The organism is Streptomyces narbonensis (assembly GCF_014649015.1).
Taxonomy (GTDB): Bacteria; Actinomycetota; Actinomycetes; order Streptomycetales; family Streptomycetaceae; genus Streptomyces; species Streptomyces narbonensis.
In genome coordinates this window covers 708,744-730,687 of the sequence record NZ_BMSF01000001.1, presented here as the reverse complement: position 1 = coordinate 730,687, position 21,944 = coordinate 708,744, and the positions used below count along the sequence as shown (strand labels likewise).

Sequence of the window (21,944 nt, the reverse complement as noted above, 5' to 3'; positions counted from 1 at the left end):
CCGCGTCAACTTCCCGACGCAGGTCCCCCCTACCAGTCGATGCCCCCTCTCACTCCCAGAACCAACGCCACCGCGAGAGCGGTCGCCACCACGAGCCCGATCAGACCGACCGCGGCGACCAGCCCGAACCCCGTCAGGACCCGCGTACGCCGCACAGCCGCTCTGTAGTCACTGTCGTCATCCCAGTCCGACTCGCTCACGGTCCCACCTCCGCGGCCACAGTACGTCCGGGCCCCGACGACACAGGAAAGGCCCCCTCCTCCTGCGGGCAAAGGGGGCCGACTTCGTCATGTCCAAGATCAGACGCGGGCTCCCGGGTTCCCCACCGCGTCCAGGGCGCCCCGCCACGGATACGCCGCCGGATCGCCGTGGAGCACGGTCACCCCGGCCCCGCGAAGCGTCTCCATCGACCGGTCGAACTGCGGGTGCTGAGCGTGGGCCGCGCTCACGCACGGCACGGCCACGGTCGGAACGCCCGTACCGACGCCCTCCGCGGCGACGCCGACGACGAACGTGCCCGTGAGCCCGAGGGCCCAGGCGTTCACGGTGTTGAAGGTCGCCGGCGCCACGAGGATCGCGTCCGCCGACGGCCACACGTCCGGCTGCCCGGGCAGCCCGTACTCCCACCGGACCGGGTTCCCGGTGAGCACGGCAAGACCGTCGAGGGACTCGGCCAGCCATCTGGCAGCCGTCGGCGTGAGACCGAGGCAGACGTCCCAGCCTTCGGCCTGCGCGTCCTCGATGACGCGCGCGACATCGAAGAGGGGCGGGGCCGCCGAGGCGAACAGATACAGGGTCCGAGTGCTCATGGTCTCCGACCCTACGCAACCACCACGGCTGCACAGCCCACCCCCGAGACGGGCCGGACCGCCCCGGCCCCGCAGAAACGACGCGGGCACGGACGGCCTTGTGGCAGCCCCGCTGGCTCCACCTGCGTGTCGTGATCGTCGCAGGACGGGATACGGTGCCCGCGTGGCGCGTCGAGATCTCTCCGCGCCACGTCAGGGAGGGATCAATTGCGCACATCCATACTCCGGCGCCTGGCCACGGTGGCCACGACGCTGGGGCTCACCGCTGCGGGTCTGCTGGGGGCGGGCACGTCGCCCGCGCAGGCCGCGACCAGCGACTGCCCGTCCGGCTACTTCTGCGCCTGGAAGACCGGCAACGCCACGGGCACGATGTACAAGACGACATCGACCGCACTGTCACTCGGCACCTGGAACGGCACGTTCCGGTCGGTCAACAACCGCACGTCCAAGTGGGCCTGCCTGTTCAGCGGCACGAACTACGGCACCTCCGGCGGCTTCATGGCGCTCGCGCCCGGCTTCAAGGAGACCGGCTGGTTCAACGGCTTCGGCGGATCGGTACGAATGGTCCCGACCGAGGACGACTGCTACCCGAGATCGACGCCGACCTGGACCTCGACCGAGACCGGCTCGTCCGGGTTCAGTGATTTCAACGGCGACTGGAGCCCGGACGTCCTCGTCCGCACGAAGCGGGGAGAGCTCTGGTTCCTGCCCGGAGGCAGAACCGTCGACCTCCTCGGCACGGGCGGCTGGAACACCTTCAACGCTCTCGTGCGCCACGGCGACTTCAGCCAGGACGGCCAGGAGGACGTGATCGCGCGAGAGGCGGCCACGGGCAGACTCTGGCTGTACCCGGGCCAGAATTCGGGCATGAGCACGGTCGCCTTCGGCACCCGCAAGCTCATCGGCACCGGTGGCTGGAACGTCATGGGCCAGCTCGTCGGCGCCGGCGACCTGAACGGCGACACCCGCTCCGACCTGGTCGCCGTCGAGAAGGCCTCGGGCAAGCTCTGGCTCTACCCGGGCACGGCCGCCGGCACCCTCGGCGCCCGCAAGCTCCTGGGCTCCGGCGGCTGGAACGGCATGAACGCCCTGACCGGCGTCGGGGACATGAACAACGACGGCCACCCCGACCTGGTCGCCCGCGAGGCGTCCACGGGCAAGCTCTGGTTCTACCCGGGCAAGGCGGGGGCCTACGGCGCCCGCGTGCTCATCGGCGGTGGCTGGAACTCCATGGCCTCGCTCCTCGCGCCCGCCGACTACACCGGCGACGGCAGCAACGACCTGGCCGCGATCACGGGGATCGGCACCTCCACCACTCTGTGCCCCGCGGGGGACGGCTGCCTGCTCATCTACCCGGGCACAGGAACAGGCAAGCTCGGACCGGCCGTACGGAAGGCCACCGACTGGTGGGGCCTGAACGGCGTCTTCTAGTCCGCAGTGAAGGCCTCCGCCCATGGGACGGAGGCCTTCCGCTGTATCTGCGTCAGCGCGGCGGCGACCACGAGTGATCACGCCGGTTCACGACGCGCACCGGTCGCACGGTCGAGCCGATGAACCTCATCCGTCCGTTCCGGCAGATCGCCGTCACGAGTGAGACTGCCGCCGACAACTACCGTCAAAGGCCCCCGCAGCAAGGAGCTGCGGTGGCCTTTGCACTGGTGGGCGCGGACGGTTTCGAACCGCCGACATCTGCTTTGTAAGAGCAGCGCTCTACCCCTGAGCTACGCACCCGTGGAAGAGACAACAGCGTACATGGCCGAGGGGTGGGGGCCGAATCCGAAGTGTGCGGGCGGGGGGTAGCCCCACCCCGCGGACGGTGGGTCGCCGGATCGTGACGCGGGGTGGGGGGCTCGTACTGTCGTCGAACCGACGTTTTCTCCTGGGGGATCGAGATCGCCATGAACGTACGCAACCCGCTCCTCGCCGCCGGCGGAGTCCTCGCCGCTCTGTTCGCGCTCAGTGGCTGTGGGACGGCCGACGCCGGAGAGGCGCCGGTCGAGAGGAAGACCTTCGCGTTCGACGGCAAGACCCTCGTCGTCGACTCCGACAACTCCGAACTCGTCCTCACGCCCGCCGACGTCGACGACGTCCTCGTCGAGCGGCAGGTCGACGGATGGGTGGTCATGGGGTCGGGGCCCGACACCAGCTGGAAGCTGGAGGACGGGCGGCTCACGCTGCGGGTGGAGTGCGACGCCGTCGCCTCCCACTGCGAGGCCGTGCACCGCGTCAAGGTCCCGCGTGACGTCGCCGTCAGCGTCGAGAACAAGGACGGCGACATCAGGGCCGAGGGCTTCGCCACGCCCCTGAAGGTACGGTCCGACGACGGTGACGTCCGGGTCGCCGGGAGCACCGCGGACGTCGATCTCGGCAGCAAGGACGGCGACCTGGAGGTGGAGGGCGACACCCGCGCGCCGAAGGTCCTCGCCCACTCCGACGACGGCGACGTGACGGTCACCCTCGGGGCCGTCCCCCGCAGCCTCGACGTCGTCACCAAGGACGGCGACGTCTCCGTCACCGTGCCCACCGCCGAGTACGACGCCACCGCCTCCAGCGGCGACGGCGACGTCAGCCTCGACGTCCCGCGGCGCGAGGGCGGCGAGCACTCCCTGAGCATCCGCAGTGAGGACGGCGACATCTCCGTCCGAACGGCGAACTGATCGGCCCGTGTGTTCGTCCTTACCGGGTGGGAGAATGAACCGGACCGGTGACGGCGGACACAGCACGGGGAGAGGTACGTGGCGGCGAGCGACGGCAGGACACCCCCTGGGGGCAGTGCGCCGCCCAGGATTCCGTCCACGTTCCGGCTGGCCCTCGCGCTGCCGCTGCTTGTCGGCGCGCTGCTGCCACAGGCCTTCGCCGGCGGCGGTACGCGGCGCTGGTTCGGCGGCCGCGGGGAAAGCCAGCGGGCCGAGGCCCAGGCCGCCAAGGACGAAGCCGCCGCAGCCTTCTACGAGCTCGACACCGCCCAGCGCGGGCTGCGGATCTCCATCGAGACGATCACCGCAGCCGACAGCTCCCCGGACGCCCGCCGCGCCGTCGAGGGGTTCGAGGCCCTCGGGCGTCGTATCGACGAGGTCAGCCACGGCTACATCACCGCCGTCGACGCCCACGACCTCGACCGTGACGAGCTCGACGCGGCGACCGCCTCCCGCGCCCGCACCGAGCTGACCCGCGCCAAGGACGAGCTGAACCGGGTCAGGGGCGAGCTCGACCGGTTCGAGGAGGGCCTCGCGCCCCTGCTCGACCGCGCCGAGACCCAGCTCGCCCGGCTCGTCCCCGCCGTCGAGCGGGCCCGGCAGGCCCTGCGCGGCGCGAGCGGCGCCCTCGACGCCGTACGGGACGGGGGGCTGCGCGCGGACGACCTCGCGCTGCGGCTCGCACAGCTCGGACCCGAACTGACCCGCCTCAACGAAGGCGCCGGCCGGCACGGCGTCCCCGAGACCCTCCAGCGCGCCGACCGCGTCCTGCGGGACGCCGAGGCCGTACGCGCCGAGGCCGAGCGGCTGCCGCAGCGCGCCGCCGAGATCGACAAGCGCCTCGTCTCCCTCCGCACCCGCACCGAGGCCCTGACCACGCGCACCGAGGGCGTCGAGCCGGTCCTCTCGGAGCTGCGGCGGCGGTTCTCCGCAGCCTGCTGGCAGGACCTCCAGCACGTGCCCGAGCAGGCCACCGGCACGCTCCGGCAGGCCGAGGAGCGGCTCGCCGAGGCCGCCAAGGCCCGCGAGGAGCAGCGCTGGCCCGACGCGACCTCCCGGCTCTCCACCGTCCGCGCGCTCCTCGACACGACCGACGAGGCCGTGTCGGCGGCCGGGGAGCGGCTGCGCCGCCTGGACGCCGTCGCGAAGGACCCGAAGGCGGAGACCGACCGCGCCCGCTTCGCGGTACGGGACGCCCAGCGGCTGGCGATGGCGGGGCGCAACACGCCCGACCCGCGCCACGCCCGCCCCCTCGACCAGGCCGTCGCCCGGCTCGACCGGGCCGTCGGCTCGCTGGAGGGCCGGCACCCGGACTACTGGCACTTCCTGACCGAGCTGGAGGGCGTCCGTACCGACGCCGCCCGAGTCGTCGAGCAGATCCGGGAGGACCGGGGCACCGCCGCCGCCGGTCGTTGAAGCTGGGGAGGCGCTGAGGGCTGGTCGGGCAGGCGTCAAGCCTGGGGGACGTTCAGCCCTGGTAGGCGTTGAGCCAGCGGGGGCGTTCAGCTCAGGAGCTTCGTGTCCGAGGCCGACGGGCCGACGGGCCGACGGCCGTGAGCCCGGGGCCGGCCTCCCCGCCTCACTGCCCTCCTCGCCCCGCCCCCGTTAGCCTGTCCCCATGCCTCGTTACGAATTCCGCTGCCGCACCTGCGGCGACACCTTCGAGCTCAGCCGTCCCATGGCCGAGTCCTCCGACCCGGCCGCCTGCCCCGCCGGGCACGACGACACCGTGAAGCTGCTCTCGGCCGTGGCCGTGGGCGGAAGCAGCTCCGCCGCCCCCGCCCAGGGTGCGGGCGGTGGCGGCGGTGGCTGTTGCGGTGGGGGCTGCTGCGGCTGAGCCCTCGCGCCCCGGTACTACCTCGCCGCCGCCGCGCGGAAGCGGCGGAGGATCTCCTCCCCCGCCGCGACCCCGCGTTCCGCGAGGACGTCGAGGTGGGGGGCGGTCCACTCGCTCTCGGCGAGTTCGCCGTGGCCCGGGCGCCATGCCCGGTCCGCGGCCATCAGCAGGTCGGCGTCGAGGAGCGAGTCCCCCGCCGCCAGGGTGAGCGTGGCGCCGATCCGGCGGGCGACCTCGCGGACGGCCGCGCTCTTGGTGAGCGGCTTCGGCACCGCGTACACCTTGCGGCCCTGGAGGGAGACGGTCCAGCCGCGCTCCCCCGCCCACTCGCCGAAGCGTCCCAGCCACTCCGCGGGGAGCCGCTCGCGCTCGACGACGAGGTAGGCGAAGAGGTCCTCGGCCACCCGGTGCTTGCGGACCCACGACAGGTCCGTCGTGGCGGTGAGGTAGGCGCGGATCTCGGAGAGCGGCGCGCACTCCTCGGCCAGCCGGTTCACCACCTTCGCGTGCCATTCGCGGTCGGTCACGCCGTCGACGAGGATGTGCCCGCCGTTCGCGCAGATCGCGTACTTCGGTGCGGCGCCCGGGAGTTGGATGCGCTGGTACTGCTTGCGCGTCCGTGTCGTGGTGGGCACGAAGACGGTCTCGTCGGCCAGCCGCTCAAGGAGTCCGGCCGCGTCCTCCGTCATGTAGGAGAGCGGCTTCGACTCGTGGACCTCGACGCAGAGGAGCCGGGGGGCCTGGGCGTCGGGCATGCCGAGGGAGAGGGCCGCGCTCGAGTAGATGAGGGTGCGGTCGAGGTCGCTCGCGACCAGGGTCGTGGCCAGTGGTGTGGCCGGCGGTCCGGTCAGCGGCGCGGTCAGCGGTCCGGTCAGCGATGCGGTCAGTGGCGCGGTCAGTGGCGTGCTCACTGGGACACCACCGCCTTCCCGTCGGCGCCTGTCGCACCCCTGGTGTACTGGGGGTGGATCAGGCCGACGCAGTTGTACGGGAGTTCGTCGACGATCTCGACGGGCACACCGCGCTGCTCGGCGAGCAGCCGGACGTGTGCGAGGTCGGCGTCGGCGCCCCGCTTGGCGAGGATCTTCCAGGGGACACGGCGCAGCAGGACGCGGGTCGTCTCGCCGACGCCGGGCTTGACCAGGTTCACGTCGTGGATGCCGTACTCCTCGCTGATCCGCTCGACGGCGGCCCAGCCCTCCCAGGTGGGGGTGCGGTCGGCGGCGAGGAGTTCCTTGACGTCCACGTCGACGGTCTCGGCGACCTCGTCGAAGCGGGCGGTGACGGCGTCGAGGAAGGCGCCGGAGACGTCGGATCCGGCCAGCTCGCGGTAGAACTTGGCGCCGTGGAAGTCATGCGGTCCGACGAGGTCGGAGCGGAGCACGGTGCGGGATATCAGGCCGGAGACCGTGGAGTTGAGGCAGGCGGAGGGGATGAGGAAGTCCTCGCGGGTGCCGTAGGTGCGGACGCAGGAGCCGGGGTCGGCGAGGACCGCTATCTCCGGGTCGAAGCCCGATATCCCTTCCGCCTTCTCGAACTCCTTTATCGCTTCGGCGAGTTCGCGGGTGATGGCGCCCTTGCCCGTCCAGCCGTCGACGAACACGACGTCAGCGGGGTCGTGGTGGGCGGCGAGCCAGCGCAGCGCGTTGGCGTCGATGCCGCGGCCGCGCACGATGGAGACGGCGTAGTGCGGGAGGTCGAGGCCGTGGCGGGCCTTCGCCCAGCGGCGCATGAGGACGCCGACGGGGGTGCCGGCCCGGGCGAGCGAGACCAGGACGGGGCCGCGGCCCTGGGGGTCCCTCCCCTGCCGTCCGCGGCGCAGGGGGAGCTCGGCGAGGACGGTCTCGGTGACGGTGCCGACCGCGCGGGCCATCCGGGCGGCGGAGCTCTCCAGGGCGGAGTGGAAGAGCTCCTGGTAGCGGGCGCTGGGCTGGTACTCGACGGGGAGCGATTCGGCGTAGTGCGCGCCGCCGCCCTGGATGGCTTCCTCGCGTTCCTCGGTGGGCGCCTCCAGCTCGACGTCCGAGAGGTCCTGGAGCAGCCAGCCGACCTCCTCGGGCGCGTACGAGGAGAAGGCGGGGCCGCGGAGGGGCTCGGGCAGCATGGAGCTCCTTTCGGGAGCTTCGGAGTCGGAGACCGTGGGCGTGGACGAGGCGACCGCCGGTGCGGACGAGGCGACCGCCGGTGCGGACCAAGCGGCCGCCGGTGCGGACGAGGCGACCGCCGGTGCGGACGAAGTGGCCCCCGGTATGGACAGGGTGGCCGCCGGCTCGTACGCGGGGACTACCGCGAGCACGACGTGCGGGACGTGTGCGGCGAGCTGGGCCAGCAGGCCGTCCGGGGCGTGCAGTTCCGGGGTGTCGGCGGCGGAGTCGACGACGAGGACGACGGTGTCGAAGCCGGCGCCCGCCACGTTGTACGCGTAGCGCTCGCCGGGGCCGTCGGCCGGGTCGTCGTGGGCCGGGAAGACGAGCCGGGTGCGTATCGCGTAGCCGGGGTCGTCGACCGCGAGGACGGGTGAGCGGGTCGTGGTGGAGTAGTGGACGTCGTGCCCGGTGTCCTCCAGGGCGCCTGCGAGGCGCAGCGGCGCGTACATCAGCTCCTCGAAGCCGAGCACGAGGACGCGACCGCTGTCGCTGTCGCCGCGGCCGTCCTCCAGTGCCTCCGCGATCCTCGCCGCCAGGGCGGGCAGGACCTCTTCGAGGTGTTCGCGGTGCTCGGGCGTGAAGCCGTGCCGTCCGCCGTCGGGCAGGCCCTCGGGCCAGCCGAGCGTGACCCGCACGGGGGCCGACTTCCCGCCGGGGGCCGCCGGGGCGGCGTGCGCGGTCTCGTGCCGGGCCACCAGGGCGCGGCCCTTCTCCAGGACGCCCTCAGGGAGCCGTACGGTCCCGGCGGCGGCGGAGATCAGGTCGACGCGGGCGCCGATCTCCTCCGCGAAGGCGTCCAGCCGGCCGAGGTCGGCGGTGGAGCGCATGTCGACGAGGGCCACGACGACGTACCGCTCGCGCGGGTAGCGGGCGTGCAGGTCCCGGATGGTGTTGAGGACGGTGTTCCCGGTGGAGAACTCGTCGTCGACGAGGACCAGCGGCCCGCCGCCGGCGAGGAGCGTGGGGTCCTCGGGGAGCAGGAGGTGCGAGGTCGCGTGCGAGTGGGACTCCTCGAAGCCGCCCGCGGGGGCGACCCCGGCCACCGGCCGCCGGGTGGAGTGGAGGTACGGGGCCAGGCCGAGGCCGTCGGCGACGGCATGGCCCAGGGCGGTGGCGGTCTCCGCGTAGCCGAGGACGACCGAGCGCGCCGCCTCCTCGTCGCCGAGGAGCTCACGGACGCGCACGCCGAGGCCGAGGCCGGAGCCGTACACGACGGAGGGCCGCTGCGGCACGTGCTTGCCGAGCACGCTGGAGACGAGCAGGTGCGCCCGTTTGGGGTTGCGACGCAGTGCGAGGCCCAACAGGGCCGGTAGCTCCTCGCCGCCGATCAGTTCGACGCCCAGTCGCTCCGCGACCCACGTTCCGGTCCACACCACGTCGTCGACGTCCTTTCGTCAGCCGGCAAGTCCGGCGGTGAGCAGATCCACGAAGCCGACGTCTTCCTTCGCGACGCCGAAGACCTCGGCGCGCAGCAGGGTGCGTTCGGCCCACGCGCGATGCGGCTTCACTTCGTTCATCTTGTTCGTGTACGCGGAGCGCAGCACCCCGCCGCCGCCCTGTTCGGGCCGCAGGATGTCCTGGGCGTCGCTCCACTCCTCGTGGCTGACCACGGAGAGTGCGTGCACCGGCACCACATGGGTGGGGTGGATGCAGGTCTTGCCGAGCAGGCCGTTCGCGCGGTCGAGCTCGATCTCGCGCAGCAGCCCGTCGAGGTCGTGCTCGATGAGGGCGGTGCGCAGGTCCTCGGCGCGGCCCTCCAGGAAGGGGCTGCGGCGCAGCTGGGGCTTGAACATGCGCTCGCCGGGTCGGAAGTACTCCCAGACGGGCCCGGTGACGGTGAAGCCGGTGCCGTCGGAGCGGCCGAGGACGTTGACGACGTCGGCGATGACGTGGGCGACGATCTTGACGTCGTAGGCGGTCATGTCGGGCGAGCGACGCAGGCCGTAGGCGGAGCAGAAGTCGGTGACGCCGAGGCGCAGGGCGAGGACGCGCTCGCGGTACTTGTCGGTGATCGAGGCGATCCCGGCGAGGGTCTCGGCCCGGGTCTCCAGGTGGAGGAGTTCGGGGGACTCCAGGACGGGCATGGCGAAAAGCCGCCTGCCGCTCGTCCGCTCGGCCTGGGCAAGCGCTTCGAGGAAGGCGCGGCCACGCGTCTCGGTGAACTTGGGCAGTACGAATCCGGACAGCAGTCGGACCGTGTCGCCGAGCCTGTCGACGAGGTCGGTGATCTGGCGCGGATCGCGTACGCGAATGAAGAGCAGAGGCACACCGATGGCGGTCTCCGCGTCCGTCCGGGTGGCCTCCTCGGCTCCGGCGGCGAGGTCGGCGAACTGGCGGACGAGGTTGTTCTCGCCCTCCTGGACGTCGGCGTCGCTGATGGAGTCCTCCAGGCAGAGCACCATGGAGACCACGCCGCGCGCCGCCTGTTTGCGGATGTCGTCGGCCAGCCGCGGCCGGGTGGCCGGGCTGTAGAGCGTGGCGCCGAGGGCCACGGCGAGCGTGCGTGCGGGCGAGTCGGCCGTGAACTCGGCCGGCTCGCTGTGGAACAACCCGGTCCGCATTGCGGACGGGATGTGCCCGAAATGACGCATGTAAGTCCCCCGTCTGCCTCTCCTGGCCCTGACGACACGTGGCCGGTAATAGTACGTAGGTGCGGGTGTCCGTAGTTCCCTTCGTGCATGAAATTCAGGTAACTCGTCAGCATCCGTCATCTCGTCCCGGTATCGGTGGCGCCCCCGCGTTGTCCGCGGGTCGGGCGGGAGGGCAGGATTACGGTCATGACGCACGCGATGCTGAAGGGCTCCAACGTCCCTCTCGACACCGCGGCCGTACGGGCCGTGCTCTGCTGGACCCCGGGCCCCGGGGTCCCCGACGTTGATGCCTCGGCCCTGCTCCTCGGCGCCGAGGGCCGCGTGCGGTCCGACGAGGACTTCGTCTTCTACAACCAGCCGCGCCACCCCTCGGGGTGTGTGCGGCGGCTGCCGAAGAAGCGGGTGGGCCAGGGCCTGACGGACACCGTGGAGGCCGATCTGGGCAGCCTGGAGGGTTCGGTCGACCGGGTGGTCGTCGCGGCCTCCTCCGACGGCGGCACCTTCCGGTCCGTCTCCGACCTGCGGATCCTGCTGTACGACGCGACCGCGGGACCGGACCGTGAGCCGCTGGCGCTGTTCGACGTGACGGCGGAGACCGGCGAGGAGACCGCGGTCATCTGCGGCGAGCTGTACCGGCGCGGGGACGGCTGGAAGTTCCGCGCGGTGGGGCAGGGCTACCCGACGGGTCTCGTCGGCCTCGCCACGGACTTCGGCATCTCGGTCGACGAGGACGCCCAGGAGGCCGCGCAGGAGGCCGCGCAGGAGGCCGCCCAGGGGGCCGCTCAGGGGGCCCAGGACCTCCCCGAGGCCCAGGACGGCACGACGGGCGCCCCGGCCCCGGATCTCCCCGTCGCCGGCTCCCCGGACCTCGACGCGACGGTGGTCCACGCACCCGTGCCGCCGCAGCCGACGGTGCCGCCCATGCCGGACCGGGCGCCCTCCTACGGGTACCCGCAGGGGACCTCTCAGGGCGGAGCGCCCGCGCACGCCCCGGCCCCCGCGTACGGCTACCCCCAGCCCGTCCACCGGACCGACCCGCACGCGGCTCCGGAGTTCCGGATGCCCCCCATGGGTCCCCAGTTCGTCAGGCCCTGAGACCCGGGCAGGCACCGGGAGACGGGAGCACCCCGAGCCCCGGATGAGCTCCCGGGGCTCAGGACACCCCGAGCCCCGGGTGAACGCCGAGCGCTCAGGACACCCTGAGGCCCGGGAGCGCACGGTCACGCCTTGGTCTTGTAGCCGCGCCCCCACTGGAGTCCCCAGCCGTACAGGCGGTCCAGCTCGGCCTGGAAGCCGTACACGAAGCGCACCTCGCGGCGGACCGTCAGGTCGCCCTTGGTGTTGTCCACGGAGAAGACCGCGCAGGAGCGGGCCTGCGGGGCCCGCTCGTCGAGGTCGATCTCGATCCGGGGGCCGTTGCTCGGGTAGAGCGTGATCTTGGCGTGGGTGCGGTCGAAGGCCGGCGTCTGGTCGTAGATGTAGACGAAGAAGAGCAGCCTCTTGATCTCGTCCTTGTGGTCCAGATTGATGAAGATCGTCTCTCCGGAGGAGCCTCCGAAGCGGTCGTCGCCGCTGAGCTTCACGTACGGGGCGGCGTTCAGGTCGCCGAAGAAGCCGCCGAGGGGCTGCACGACGCCCTTGCTGCCGTCGGTGAGCTCGTAGAGGCAGCCGAGGTCCAGGTCGACGTTGACCATGCCCTGCGTGTGGGCCTGGACGACCTCGGGCTTGAAGAGCTGCGAGGGGTTGCGCAGCAGCCGGCCGCTCTGCCGGGAGCGTCCTTCGAGGTCGGAGGTCCGCATCCGCCAGGAGAGGTTGACCCGGAGGTTGCCGGTCCCGGCGCCCTGCTTGGTGAGCGAGACCGACGGGCGCCGCTTCGTCAGGTCGATCGTGCTGGACGCGGTGCCGCCCATGTCGAACTGCGCCGTCCGCCCCGGAAACAGGTTGTCCCAGAAGGCCATGACGCCTTCACCCCCCACTGATCGCCCACTGATCACCGCACACATGCCTGCGGGGCGGTCGGGTGCACCGACCGCCCCGCAGTGAAGCGTTCCTCGCTACCGGGGGTGTCACACCCCGGCGGACACCTCGGTCTTGTCTCCCGAGCCGCCCTCGGCCGCCGCGAGGGCCTTGTTGCGCCGGACGGAGGACCAGAAGGACCAGGCGATGAGGGCGACACCGATGAGACCGGTGATCACCTCGGGGATCTGGTAGCGGATGGAGACCATGAGGATCAGGGCCAGCGCGCCGATCGCGTAGTGCGCGCCGTGCTCCAGGTAGACGTAGTCGTCGAGGGTGCCCTGGCGGACCAGGTAGACCGTCAGCGAACGGACGTACATGGCGCCGACGCCGAGGCCGAGCGCCATCAGGACGATGTCGTTGGTGATGGCGAAGGCGCCGATGACGCCGTCGAAGGAGAAGGAGGCGTCGAGGACCTCCAGGTACAGGAACATGAAGAAGGCGGCCTTGCCGGCCAGCTGGACCGCGGTGACCTTCTTGCCGCTGCGCTTGGCCTCTTCCTCGGCCTCGTGCTCGCGCTCCTCTTCCTCCTCCAGCTTGTTCTCGAAGAAGCTGGAGAGACCGCCGACGACGAGGTAGGTGATGAGGCCGAAGACGCCCGAGAGCAGGACGGTCGACGCCGCGTCGATGTGCGTTCCGCCGTGCTGGTGGGCCTGGGTCGCGAAGGTCATGGCGCTGATCGCCAGGACGATCAGGGCGATGCAGACCGAGAGCATGTCGACCTTGCCGAGCTTGGCCAGCGGGCGCTCCAGCCAGCCGAGCCACTTGATGTCACGGTCCTCGAAGATGAAGTCGAGGAAGATCATCAGGAGGAACATGCCGCCGAAGGCCGCGATCGACGGGTGGGCGTCGGTCACGAGCTGCTCGTAGCGCTCGGCGTCGTTGAGCGCGAGGTCGACGGCCTCGATGGGGCCGATCTTGGCGCTGATGGCGACGATCACGACGGGGAAGACCAGTCGCATGCCGAAGACGGCGATGAGCACGCCGATGGTGAGGAAGATCTTCTGCCAGAAGGCATTCATCTTCTTCAGGATTCCGGCGTTGACCACCGCGTTGTCGAAGGACAGCGAGATCTCGAGGACGCAGAGGATCGCGACGATCCCGAATGCCTCCCACCCCCCGTAGAGCACCGCTGCGACCAGACCGAGCGCAGTGATCGCGAACGACCAGCCGAAGGTTTTCAGAACCACTGTCTACCCCATCGTGAAATTACATGGCTTTACGAAACGTTGACCCCGAAGTCTAGAGCGATGCCCCGGAGCCCGGACGCGTACCCCTGACCGACCGCTCTGAACTTCCATTCGCCGTTGTAGCGGTAGAGCTCGCCGAAGATCATCGCGGTCTCGGAGGAGGCGTCCTCGGAGAGGTCGTAGCGCGCGAGTTCCTGGCCGTCCAGCTGGTTCACGACCCGGATGAAGGCATTGCTGACCTGGCCGAAGCTCTGCCCCCGGTTGTCGGCGTCGTGGATCGAGACGGGGAAGACGATCTTGTCGCAGTGGGCCGGGACCTGGGTGAGGTCCACGATGAGGGACTCGTCGTCCCCGTCACCCTCGCCGGTGAGGTTGTCGCCGGTGTGTTCGACGGAGCCCTCGGGGCTGCGGAGCTGGTTGTAGAAGACGAAGTACTCGTCGCCCAGCACGCGGCCGGCCTGGCACAGGAGGGCGCTGGCGTCGAGGTCGAAGGGGGCTCCGGTGGTGGAGCGCGCGTCCCAGCCGAGCCCGACGAGGACCTTGGTGAGGTTGGGAGCGGCCTTGGAGAGGGAGACATTGCCTCCCTTGGCGAGTGTGACGCCCATGTGATCAGTTCCTCCCCGGTGGTGATGAGGCACGTCCGGCGCCGCACGGAGTGTGCGGCGCCGGACGGTTCGAACGGTTCGGCTCAGACGTTGACGCCGAAGTCCGCGGCGATCCCGCGCAGACCTGAGGCATACCCCTGACCGACCGCGCGGAACTTCCACTCCGCGCCGTGGCGGTAGAGCTCGCCGAAGACCATGGCGGTCTCGGTCGAGGCGTCCTCGGAGAGGTCGTAGCGGGCGATCTCGGCGCCGCCGGCCTGGTTCACGACGCGGATGAACGCGTTGCGCACCTGGCCGAAGGACTGCTGGCGGTTCTCGGCGTCGTAGATCGACACCGGGAAGACGATCTTGCTCACGTCGGCCGGCACGGTCGCCAGGCTGACCTTGACCTGCTCGTCGTCGCCCTCGCCCTCGCCGGTGAGGTTGTCACCGGTGTGCTCGACCGAGCCGTCGGCGCTCTTCAGGTTGTTGAAGAAGACGAAGTCCTGGTCGTTACGGACCTTGCCCTCTTCGCTCACCAGGATGGCGCTGGCGTCGAGGTCGAAGTCCGTACCGGTGGTGGTGCGGACGTCCCAGCCCAGACCGACGGTCACGGCGGTGAGGCCAGGGGCCTCCTTGGTCAGCGAGACGTTGCCGCCCTTGCTGAGGCTGACTCCCACGAGTCCCTCCATACGTTTTCAGGGGCAGCGCCCCAGTCGTGCGTTGGCATCGGATCAACGAGTGGATCCTAGTGACGGGTTCCCGGTCGAAACAGTCGATTCGCCCGGCGAATCCGAGGTGTCGGCCGCGACCCGGCTCAGACGGCGTCGAGCGCCTTGACGTAGTCGCCGATATCCCGGGCGTCCGGCAGGGCGTTCACGACGGTCCAGCGGACCACGCCCTCCTTGTCGATGATGAAGGTGCCGCGCACGGCGCAGCCCTTCTCCTCGTCGAAGACGCCGTAGGCGCGGGAGGCCTCGCCGTGCTTCCAGAAGTCGGAGAGCAGCGGGAAGTCCAGGTCCTCCTGGTCGGCGAAGACGCGCAGGGTGTGGATCGAGTCGTTGGAGACGGCGAGGAGCTGGGTGTCGTCGTTGACGAACGTCGGGAGGTTGTCCCGCAGCTCGCGCAGTTCGCCGGTGCAGACACCGGTGAAGGCGAAGGGGTAGAAGAGCAGCACCACGGTCTTCTCGCCGCGGAAGTCCGAGAGCCGCACGGTGCGTCCGTGGTTGTCCTTCAGCTCGAATCCCGGGGCCTCGGTGCCGACCTCGATCGCCATCGCCCACGCATCCTTCCGCCGGAGCCCGAACCCCGGACCCGACCGGCCCGCGGAGCGAATCGGCCCCATGGGCCGAATCGGTGAGGCCCAGCCTACGGCCTGCGTGCGAAAGCCCCCGCCGGCGTACCGGCGGGGGCGTCTCGCAACTTGGTGATCAGCGCTTGGGGGCCACCAGACGGGCGCCCGCCCAGTCCTTGGCGACGCTGATGCTCTTGGTCTGGGAGAGACCAGCAGTCTGCGCGGCATCGTTGATATCGCTCGGCTCGATGTAGCCGTCACGGCCGGTCTTCGGCGTCAGCAGCCAGATCACGCCGCCGTCCTCCAGAAGACCGATGGCGTCCACCAGTGCGTCGGTGAGATCGCCGTCCTCGTCGCGGAACCAGAGCACGACGGCGTCGGCGACGTCGTCGTAGTCCTCGTCCACGAGCTCGGCGCCGATGATGGACTCGATGCCTTCACGGAGATCCTGGTCGACGTCGTCGTCGTAGCCGATCTCCTGGACCACCTGTCCGGGCTCGAACCCCAGCCTCGCTGCCGGGTTGGTCCGCTCCTCCGCGTGGTCCGCGGTCGCGCTCACGGCTTGCCTCCTGCTCATTCGGAAAATGCTGTGGGCCACGCGTATGCGCGCGGCGCTGGCCGTAGTCCACACGTGCCGGGGCTCATCGCGCAAGTACTGGGCCGCGGAGACCGCCGAAACGGTGACGTTTGGGGCCGTCTCGCCCCAACATCCGGCACGCTCCGGCCGCACTCCGTGATCAGTCCCACATGATTCATCCCGGTTTACGGACTTCTGAGCTTTCAGTCTGCCGAACGTCCGGACGAAACGCATGCGCGAGTTGGGCGTAAGGTTGCGATTTGAACACATCCGAAGACGTGGAGGACACCGCGGACACCGCCGGGACCCCCGTAGGGGTTACCCCTCGGTAAATGTGACGTCTGGCGCCGACGGGGTACACGATGGACAACCCCCGACCACTCCGTGGCCCCGTGGGCACCACCGACAAGTGAAGGAAGAGCGTGGCTCCCGGATCCGATCGCAACCCGATCATCATTGGCGGCCTTCCCAGCCAGGTCCCGGATTTCGACCCGGAAGAGACCCAGGAATGGCTCGACTCCCTCGACGCGGCCGTCGACGAGCGGGGCCGTGAGCGGGCCCGCTACCTCATGCTCCGCCTGATCGAGCGGGCACGCGAGAAGCGCGTGGCCGTGCCCGAGATGCGCAGCTCGGACTACGTCAACACCATCGCCACCAAGGACGAGCCCTTCTTCCCCGGCAACGAGGAGATCGAGCGCAAGGTCCTCAACGCGACGCGGTGGAACGCGGCCGTGATGGTCTCGCGCGCCCAGCGCCCCGGCATCGGCGTCGGCGGTCACATCGCCACCTTCGCCTCCTCGGCCTCCCTCTACGACGTCGGCTTCAACCACTTCTTCCGCGGGAAGGACGAGGGCGACGGCGGCGACCAGATCTTCTTCCAGGGGCACGCCTCCCCCGGTATCTACGCCCGCGCCTACCTCCTGGACCGGCTGAACGACACCCAGCTCGACGGGTTCCGCCAGGAGAGGTCGAAGTTCCCCAACGGCCTTTCGTCGTACCCGCATCCCCGGCTGATGCCGGACTTCTGGGAGTTCCCGACCGTGTCGATGGGCCTCGGCCCGCTCGGCGCGATCTACCAGGCGCGGATGAACCGGTACATGGAGGCGCGCGGCATCGCCGACACCTCCAAGTCGCACGTCTGGGCGTTCCTCGGCGACGGCGAGATGGACGAGGTCGAGTCGCTCGGCCAGCTCTCCATCGCCGCCCGCGAGGGCCTGGACAACCTGACCTTCGTCGTCAACTGCAACCTCCAGCGGCTCGACGGCCCGGTCCGCGGCAACGGCAAGATCATCCAGGAGCTGGAGTCGATCTTCCGGGGCAACGGCTGGAACGTCATCAAGCTGATCTGGGACCGCTCCTGGGACCCGCTGCTCGCGCAGGACCGCGACGGCATCCTGGTGAACAAGCTGAACACCACCCCGGACGGCCAGTTCCAGACGTACGCAACGGAGACCGGCGGCTACATCCGCGACCACTTCTTCGGCGACGACCACCGGCTGCGCGCCATGGTCGAGGGCATGTCGGACCAGCAGGTCCTGCACCTGGGCCGCGGCGGCCACGACCACAAGAAGATCTACGCGGCCTACGCGGCGGCGAAGGCGCATGCCGGCCAGCCGACCGTGATCCTCGCCCAGACCGTCAAGGGCTGGACGCTGGGCCCGAACTTCGAGGGCCGCAACGCGACCCACCAGATGAAGAAGCTGACGGTCGACGACCTCAAGCGCTTCCGCGACCGACTGCACATCCCGGTGACGGACCGGCAGTTGGAGGACGGCCTGCCGCCGTACTACCACCCCGGCCGGAACTCCGAGGAGATCCAGTACATGCACGACCGGCGCAGCGCGCTGGGCGGGTACGTGCCGACCCGTGTCGTGCGGGCGAAGCCGCTGGTCCTTCCCGACGACAAGACCTACGCGGCGGCCAAGAAGGGCTCGGGGCAGCAGTCGATCGCCACCACGATGGCCTTCGTCCGCATCCTGAAGGACCTCATGCGGGACAAGGAGATCGGCAAGCGCTTCGTGCTGATCGCCCCCGACGAGTACCGCACCTTCGGCATGGACGCCTTCTTCCCGAGCGCCAAGATCTACAACCCGCTGGGCCAGCAGTACGAGGCGGTGGACCGCGAACTCCTCCTCGCCTACAAGGAGTCGCCGACCGGTCAGATGCTGCATGACGGGATCTCCGAGGCCGGCTGCACGGCCTCGCTGATCGCCGCGGGCTCGGCGTACGCCACGCACGGCGAGCCGCTGATCCCGGTGTACGTCTTCTACTCGATGTTCGGTTTCCAGCGGACCGGCGACCAGTTCTGGCAGATGGCCGACCAGCTGGCGCGCGGCTTCGTGCTCGGCGCCACCGCCGGCCGCACGACGCTGACCGGCGAGGGCCTGCAGCACGCGGACGGCCACTCGCACCTGCTCGCCTCGACCAACCCGGCTTGTATCGCCTACGACCCGGCCTTCGGTTTCGAGATCGCGCACATCGTCAAGGACGGCCTGCGCCGGATGTACGGCCCGGCCGCCGAGGACGTCTTCTACTACCTGACCGTCTACAACGAGCCGATCCAGCACCCGGCCGAGCCGGCGGACGTGGACGTCGAGGGCATCCTCGCCGGCATCCACCGCTTCAAGCCTGCCGAGGGCGGTGCGATCCCGGCGCAGATCATGGCCTCCGGCGTCGCCGTGCCGTGGGCGATCGAGGCGCAGCGGATCCTCGCCGAGGAGTGGAACGTCCGGGCCGACGTCTGGTCCGCGACCTCGTGGACCGAGCTGCGCCGCGAGGCCGTGGCCGTCGAGGAGCGCAATCTGCTCCACCCCGACGAGGAGCAGCTCGTCCCGTACGTGACGCGCAAGCTCCAGGGCGCCGAGGGCCCGTTCGTCGCGGTCTCGGACTGGATGCGCGCGGTCCCGGACCAGATCTCCCGCTGGGTGCCGGGGACCTACACCTCGCTGGGCGCGGACGGCTTCGGCTTCGCGGACACGCGGGGTGCGGCCCGCCGCTACTTCCACATCGACGCCCAGTCGATCGTGCTCTCGGTGCTGACCGAGCTGGCACGCGCGGGCAAGGTCGACCGGTCGGCCCTGAAGCAGGCCGTCGACCGCTACCAGCTGCTCGACGTGGCGGCCGCCGACCCGGGCGCCGCCGGCGGCGACGCCTGAGTCCGTAGCGCATAGCGCCTGGTGAGGGGCGGTGGGACCGATGGTCCCGCCGCCCTTCGGCGTTCTCTACGATGCCCGGCATGAAGGTTCGCTGGAAGAGCTGGGAAGAGCGCACACAGACGCCGCTGCTGGTACTCGCGGTGGCGTTCGGCGTCGCCTACGCCGTGCCGATCGTGGCTCCGGGCGCCGCCCCGTGGGTACACCGGCTGTGCACCCAGGTCGAATGGGCGGTGTGGGCGGCCTTCGCCCTCGACTACCTCGTCCGGCTCGTCCTCGCCCCGGCCCGCTGGGCCTTCGTCCGCTCCCACCCCCTCGATCTGCTCGCGGTCGTGCTGCCGATGGTGCAGCCGCTGCGGCTGCTGCGGGTCGTCTCCACGCTCCTCCTCGTGGGCCGGCGGGCCCGGATGGCCCCGCAGATCACGCTCACCACCTATGTGGCGGGCGCGGTGGTCGGGCTGATGATGTTCGGCTCGCTGGCCGTGCTGCACGTCGAGCGCGACGCCCCGAACGGCAACATCAAGACGCTCGGGGACGCGGTCTGGTGGTCCTTCACCACGATGACCACGGTCGGCTACGGCGACCACGCCCCGACCACGGGTCTCGGCCGGGTCCTCGCGGTCGGTCTGATGCTCTCGGGCATCGCCCTGCTGGGTGTCGTCACCGCCAACATCGTGGCCTGGTTCATCTCCCGCTTCGACCGGGACGACGCGGTGGAGCGCCGGCAGACCGAGCTCCTGGAGGCCCTGACCCTGGAGGTCCGGGAGCTCCGCGCGGAGGTCGCGCGGCTCTCCCCGCCGGACGGGTCACGCGCCGTCCCCGTGCCTTCCGGCCCGGTCGAGCCCGACGGGCCCACGGTTCCTAGCGCTCCCAGATCTTGAACGCTCTGACCTCGTAGGGCGTCTGCGGCACCCACGTCCCGCGCCCCGGGTACGTCTCGAACTCCCCCGCTTCCGCACACTCCGCCGACTGGTACGTGGTGACCGGCCGCCCCGTGCGGTTCGCGAGGGACTGTGCCGAGGTGCCCTGCGGCAGGGCGACGCAGCTCTCGATGTCGGTCGTGGCCAGCTCGTGGCTCTGGACGCGCCCCTTGAAGTCGGGCTTGGGCCAGAGACAGAGGCGGCCCGGACCGCAGGCCCCGAGGGTGGTGCCGGAGGGGGCCGCTGCCGCCGCCGGGGCCACCAGGATCGTGCTGAGGAGTGCGGTCAGGACCACCGCGACCATCGCGGCCGGAGCCGACTTCGTATACGACTGCGTGTACGCGTTCATGCCGATGAACCCCCGTTTGATTACTCTCTGTAATCACGAGCATGACGGAGGTCTCCCCCACGACGGAAGAGGGGCCGCCCCCGTTCACGCGAACGGGTGACGGCCCCCTACGGGAACCCTGATCACGGGACTCCGTGGACGTCAGATGTGACCGCCCATGCCGCCCGCCTCCGCGTTCGCCCCGCGCTTGGTGAGCGTGGCGACGAGGGCCGCGACGACCGCGACGCCGCCGGCGACGGTGAACGCCAGGCCCATGCCGTCCAGGAAGGTGTCGTGGATGACGCCGGAGATCTTCTCGAAGAGGTCCGGGGTCATCCCCGGCGCCTCGGCGAGCTCCGGCGGGGCCATGCCGAACTCGGCGGCCTGCTCCAGCTGCGGGTTGACCGGGGCCGGGATGCCGGCCTCCTTCCAGTTGCCCGCGAAGGAGTCCGCCACCTTGGAGGACATGACGGCGCCGAGCACCGCCGTACCGAGCGCGCCGCCGACCTGCATGGCGGCCTGCTGGAGACCGCCGGCCACGCCGGAGAGCTCCAGCGGGGCGTTGCCGACGATGACCTCGGTGGCGCCGACCATGACCGGGGCGAGGCCCAGGCCCAGCAGCGCGAACCACAGGGACATCGCGAAGGTGCTCGTACCGGCCGAGAGCGTGATCATGCCGAACATCGCGACGGCGGTGCAGACCATGCCGCCGACGAGCGGCACGCGCGGCCCGAACTTGGTGATGAGCGCGCCGGCCAGCGGCGAGGAGACGATCATCATCGCGGTCAGCGGCAGCAGGTGCAGACCGCTGTCGACCGGGCTGAGGCCCTTCACGCCCTGGAGGTAGAAGGTCACGAAGAACAGGCCGCCCATGAAGGCGAAGGCCATGAGGACCATCAGGACGACACCGGCCGAGAGCGGCACGGAGCGGAACATGGCCAGCGGGATCAGCGGCTCCTTGACCTTGGTCTCCCAGAAGGCGAAGAGCCCGAAGAGGACCAGCGCGCCGATCAGGCAGCCCCAGGTCTTGCCGCTGGACCAGCCCCAGGACTCGCCGGCCTTGATCAGGCTCCAGACGAGGGAGGCCATGGCACCGGAGAGCAGCAGGATGCCGAGGACGTCGAAGGAGCGCGGCGCGTTCTCGGCGCGGTGGTCCTTGAGGATGACCAGGCCGAGGACGAGCGCGACGACACCGACCGGCACGTTGATGAAGAAGACGGACTGCCAGCTGACGTGCTCGACGAGCAGGCCGCCGACGATCGGGCCGCCCGCCGTGGACGCGCCGATGACCATGCCCCAGATGCCGATGGCCATGTTCAGCTTCTCGGCGGGGAAGGTGGCGCGCAGCAGGCCGAGCGCGGCCGGCATCAGCAGGGCGCCGAAGAGGCCCTGGAGGACGCGGAAGGCGATCACGGCACCGATCGAGTCGGACAGGCCGATCGCCCCGGAGGCCGCGGCGAAGCCGGCGATGCCGATGAGGAAGGTCTGGCGGTGGCCGAAGCGGTCGCCGAGCTTGCCCGCGGTGATCAGGGCGACGGCGAGGGCGAGGAGGTAGCCGTTGGTGATCCACTGGACCTGGGCGAGCGTGGCGCCGAGGTCGGTCTTGATAGCGGGGTTGGCGATGGCGACGATCGTGCCGTCGAGCGCGACCATCATCACGCCCACGGCGACGGCGAACAGGGTCAGCCACGGGTGCCCGCGCAGTCCCTTCGCCGGGCCCGGTACGGGTTCCCGGGCGATGCCCCCCTGACCCTGCGGGGCCTTTTCCACGGTGGTCTGACTAGTCATGCGAGCGAGGCTAGT

Annotated in this window: 20 protein-coding genes and 1 tRNA gene; 7 read left to right on the top strand and 14 right to left on the bottom strand. The window is 70.6% G+C overall.

Annotated features, from left to right (window positions below):
- Positions 1–29 precede the first annotated feature (29 nt).
- Positions 30–155 (bottom strand): hypothetical protein, encoded by a 126-nt coding sequence (locus IE124_RS35270; protein WP_268246698.1) that lies wholly within the window; start codon positions 153–155, stop codon positions 30–32.
- A gap of 144 nt (positions 156–299) precedes the next feature.
- Positions 300–809 carry a flavoprotein gene (locus tag IE124_RS03120; protein ID WP_189504477.1) on the bottom strand — a complete coding sequence of 170 codons (510 nt, stop codon included), beginning with the start codon at positions 807–809 and terminating at the stop codon, positions 300–302.
- A gap of 207 nt (positions 810–1,016) precedes the next feature.
- Here IE124_RS03120 and IE124_RS03115 point away from each other — a divergent pair, with 207 nt between their 5' ends.
- Positions 1,017–2,240 carry an FG-GAP-like repeat-containing protein gene (locus IE124_RS03115; RefSeq protein WP_189504475.1) on the top strand — a complete coding sequence of 408 codons (1,224 nt, stop codon included), beginning with the start codon at positions 1,017–1,019 and terminating at the stop codon, positions 2,238–2,240.
- A 225-nt stretch (positions 2,241–2,465) separates the two neighbouring features.
- Here the strand turns inward: IE124_RS03115 and IE124_RS03110 are convergent.
- Positions 2,466–2,540, bottom strand: a tRNA-Val gene (locus IE124_RS03110).
- 167 nt (positions 2,541–2,707) lie between these two features.
- Here IE124_RS03110 and IE124_RS03105 point away from each other — a divergent pair.
- The 3 genes from IE124_RS03105 (at position 2,708) to IE124_RS03095 (ending at position 5,342) form a co-directional block, all read left to right on the top strand.
- Positions 2,708–3,466: a DUF4097 family beta strand repeat-containing protein gene (locus IE124_RS03105; RefSeq protein WP_189504473.1), complete on the top strand. Its 759-nt coding sequence runs from the start codon at positions 2,708–2,710 to the stop codon at positions 3,464–3,466.
- A 129-nt stretch (positions 3,467–3,595) separates the two neighbouring features.
- Positions 3,596–4,921 carry a coiled-coil domain-containing protein gene (locus tag IE124_RS03100; RefSeq protein ID WP_229832099.1) on the top strand — a complete coding sequence of 442 codons (1,326 nt, stop codon included), beginning with the start codon at positions 3,596–3,598 and terminating at the stop codon, positions 4,919–4,921.
- Positions 4,922–5,123: 202 nt separating this feature from the next.
- Positions 5,124–5,342, top strand: coding sequence for an FmdB family zinc ribbon protein (locus IE124_RS03095; protein WP_189504471.1), 219 nt, complete (start codon positions 5,124–5,126; stop codon positions 5,340–5,342).
- 17 nt (positions 5,343–5,359) lie between these two features.
- Here IE124_RS03095 and IE124_RS03090 read toward each other — a convergent pair whose 3' ends face one another.
- From IE124_RS03090 to IE124_RS03080, 3 genes are read right to left on the bottom strand one after another with little or no spacing between them, the layout of a single operon-like run.
- Positions 5,360–6,217: an HAD family hydrolase gene (locus IE124_RS03090; protein WP_189504772.1), complete on the bottom strand. Its 858-nt coding sequence runs from the start codon at positions 6,215–6,217 to the stop codon at positions 5,360–5,362.
- A gap of 32 nt (positions 6,218–6,249) precedes the next feature.
- On the bottom strand, positions 6,250–8,865 hold the full coding sequence (locus IE124_RS03085) for a phosphoribosyltransferase (protein ID WP_189504469.1): 2,616 nt from the start codon (positions 8,863–8,865) through the stop codon (positions 6,250–6,252).
- Positions 8,866–8,883: 18 nt separating this feature from the next.
- Positions 8,884–10,080 (bottom strand): HpcH/HpaI aldolase/citrate lyase family protein, encoded by a 1,197-nt coding sequence (locus IE124_RS03080; protein ID WP_189504467.1) that lies wholly within the window; start codon positions 10,078–10,080, stop codon positions 8,884–8,886.
- Between the two features lie 186 nt (positions 10,081–10,266).
- Here IE124_RS03080 and IE124_RS03075 point away from each other — a divergent pair, with 186 nt between their 5' ends.
- Entirely contained in the window at positions 10,267–11,175 is a 909-nt protein-coding gene (locus tag IE124_RS03075; RefSeq protein WP_189504465.1) for a TerD family protein, read from the top strand.
- A 125-nt stretch (positions 11,176–11,300) separates the two neighbouring features.
- Here IE124_RS03075 and IE124_RS03070 read toward each other — a convergent pair whose 3' ends face one another.
- The 6 genes from IE124_RS03070 to IE124_RS03045 form a co-directional block, all read right to left on the bottom strand.
- Complete coding sequence (locus IE124_RS03070) at positions 11,301–12,038, bottom strand: TerD family protein (protein ID WP_189504463.1); 738 nt, start codon at positions 12,036–12,038, stop codon at positions 11,301–11,303.
- 108 nt (positions 12,039–12,146) lie between these two features.
- Positions 12,147–13,286 (bottom strand): DUF475 domain-containing protein, encoded by a 1,140-nt coding sequence (locus IE124_RS03065; protein ID WP_189504461.1) that lies wholly within the window; start codon positions 13,284–13,286, stop codon positions 12,147–12,149.
- 29 nt (positions 13,287–13,315) lie between these two features.
- Positions 13,316–13,891, bottom strand: coding sequence for a TerD family protein (locus IE124_RS03060; protein ID WP_141298214.1), 576 nt, complete (start codon positions 13,889–13,891; stop codon positions 13,316–13,318).
- Positions 13,892–13,974: 83 nt separating this feature from the next.
- The gene (locus tag IE124_RS03055; protein WP_024761283.1) at positions 13,975–14,550 is read right to left on the bottom strand and encodes a TerD family protein; all 576 of its coding nucleotides are present in this window, start codon (positions 14,548–14,550) and stop codon (positions 13,975–13,977) included.
- 137 nt (positions 14,551–14,687) lie between these two features.
- Positions 14,688–15,146, bottom strand: a complete 459-nt coding sequence (locus tag IE124_RS03050) for a peroxiredoxin (protein WP_150270662.1) — start codon at positions 15,144–15,146, stop codon at positions 14,688–14,690.
- 154 nt (positions 15,147–15,300) lie between these two features.
- Positions 15,301–15,723 (bottom strand): DUF3052 domain-containing protein, encoded by a 423-nt coding sequence (locus IE124_RS03045; RefSeq protein ID WP_150270660.1) that lies wholly within the window; start codon positions 15,721–15,723, stop codon positions 15,301–15,303.
- A gap of 440 nt (positions 15,724–16,163) precedes the next feature.
- Between IE124_RS03045 and aceE the strand changes: the two genes are divergently transcribed.
- Both aceE and IE124_RS03035 read left to right on the top strand, forming a co-directional pair.
- On the top strand, positions 16,164–18,896 hold the full coding sequence (gene aceE, locus IE124_RS03040; protein ID WP_189504459.1) for a pyruvate dehydrogenase (acetyl-transferring), homodimeric type: 2,733 nt from the start codon (positions 16,164–16,166) through the stop codon (positions 18,894–18,896).
- A 71-nt stretch (positions 18,897–18,967) separates the two neighbouring features.
- A complete protein-coding gene (locus IE124_RS03035) occupies positions 18,968–19,774 on the top strand; it encodes a potassium channel family protein (protein WP_189504457.1) in 807 nt (268 codons plus the stop codon).
- Here the strand turns inward: IE124_RS03035 and IE124_RS03030 are convergent.
- Positions 19,755–20,162: a peptidase inhibitor family I36 protein gene (locus tag IE124_RS03030; RefSeq protein WP_189504455.1), complete on the bottom strand. Its 408-nt coding sequence runs from the start codon at positions 20,160–20,162 to the stop codon at positions 19,755–19,757. The genes IE124_RS03035 and IE124_RS03030 overlap by 20 nt on opposite strands.
- Before the next feature lie 141 nt (positions 20,163–20,303).
- Positions 20,304–21,929 (bottom strand): MFS transporter, encoded by a 1,626-nt coding sequence (locus IE124_RS03025; protein ID WP_189504453.1) that lies wholly within the window; start codon positions 21,927–21,929, stop codon positions 20,304–20,306.
- Positions 21,930–21,944: the final 15 nt, after the last annotated feature.

What these genes read in the sequence shown, in the direction of transcription:
- IE124_RS03120 (WP_189504477.1), bottom strand. Translation starts at nt 809, where the DNA reads ATGAGCACTCGGACCCTGTATCTGTTCGCCTCGGCGGCCCCGCCCCTC.
- IE124_RS03105 (WP_189504473.1), top strand. Translation starts at nt 2,708, where the DNA reads ATGAACGTACGCAACCCGCTCCTCGCCGCCGGCGGAGTCCTCGCCGCT.
- IE124_RS03095 (WP_189504471.1), top strand. Translation starts at nt 5,124, where the DNA reads ATGCCTCGTTACGAATTCCGCTGCCGCACCTGCGGCGACACCTTCGAG.
- IE124_RS03080 (WP_189504467.1), bottom strand. Translation starts at nt 10,080, where the DNA reads ATGCGTCATTTCGGGCACATCCCGTCCGCAATGCGGACCGGGTTGTTC.
- IE124_RS03075 (WP_189504465.1), top strand. Translation starts at nt 10,267, where the DNA reads ATGACGCACGCGATGCTGAAGGGCTCCAACGTCCCTCTCGACACCGCG.
- IE124_RS03070 (WP_189504463.1), bottom strand. Translation starts at nt 12,038, where the DNA reads ATGGCCTTCTGGGACAACCTGTTTCCGGGGCGGACGGCGCAGTTCGAC.
- IE124_RS03060 (WP_141298214.1), bottom strand. Translation starts at nt 13,891, where the DNA reads ATGGGCGTCACACTCGCCAAGGGAGGCAATGTCTCCCTCTCCAAGGCC.
- IE124_RS03050 (WP_150270662.1), bottom strand. Translation starts at nt 15,146, where the DNA reads ATGGCGATCGAGGTCGGCACCGAGGCCCCGGGATTCGAGCTGAAGGAC.
- IE124_RS03035 (WP_189504457.1), top strand. Translation starts at nt 18,968, where the DNA reads ATGCCCGGCATGAAGGTTCGCTGGAAGAGCTGGGAAGAGCGCACACAG.
- IE124_RS03030 (WP_189504455.1), bottom strand. Translation starts at nt 20,162, where the DNA reads ATGAACGCGTACACGCAGTCGTATACGAAGTCGGCTCCGGCCGCGATG.
- IE124_RS03025 (WP_189504453.1), bottom strand. Translation starts at nt 21,929, where the DNA reads ATGACTAGTCAGACCACCGTGGAAAAGGCCCCGCAGGGTCAGGGGGGC.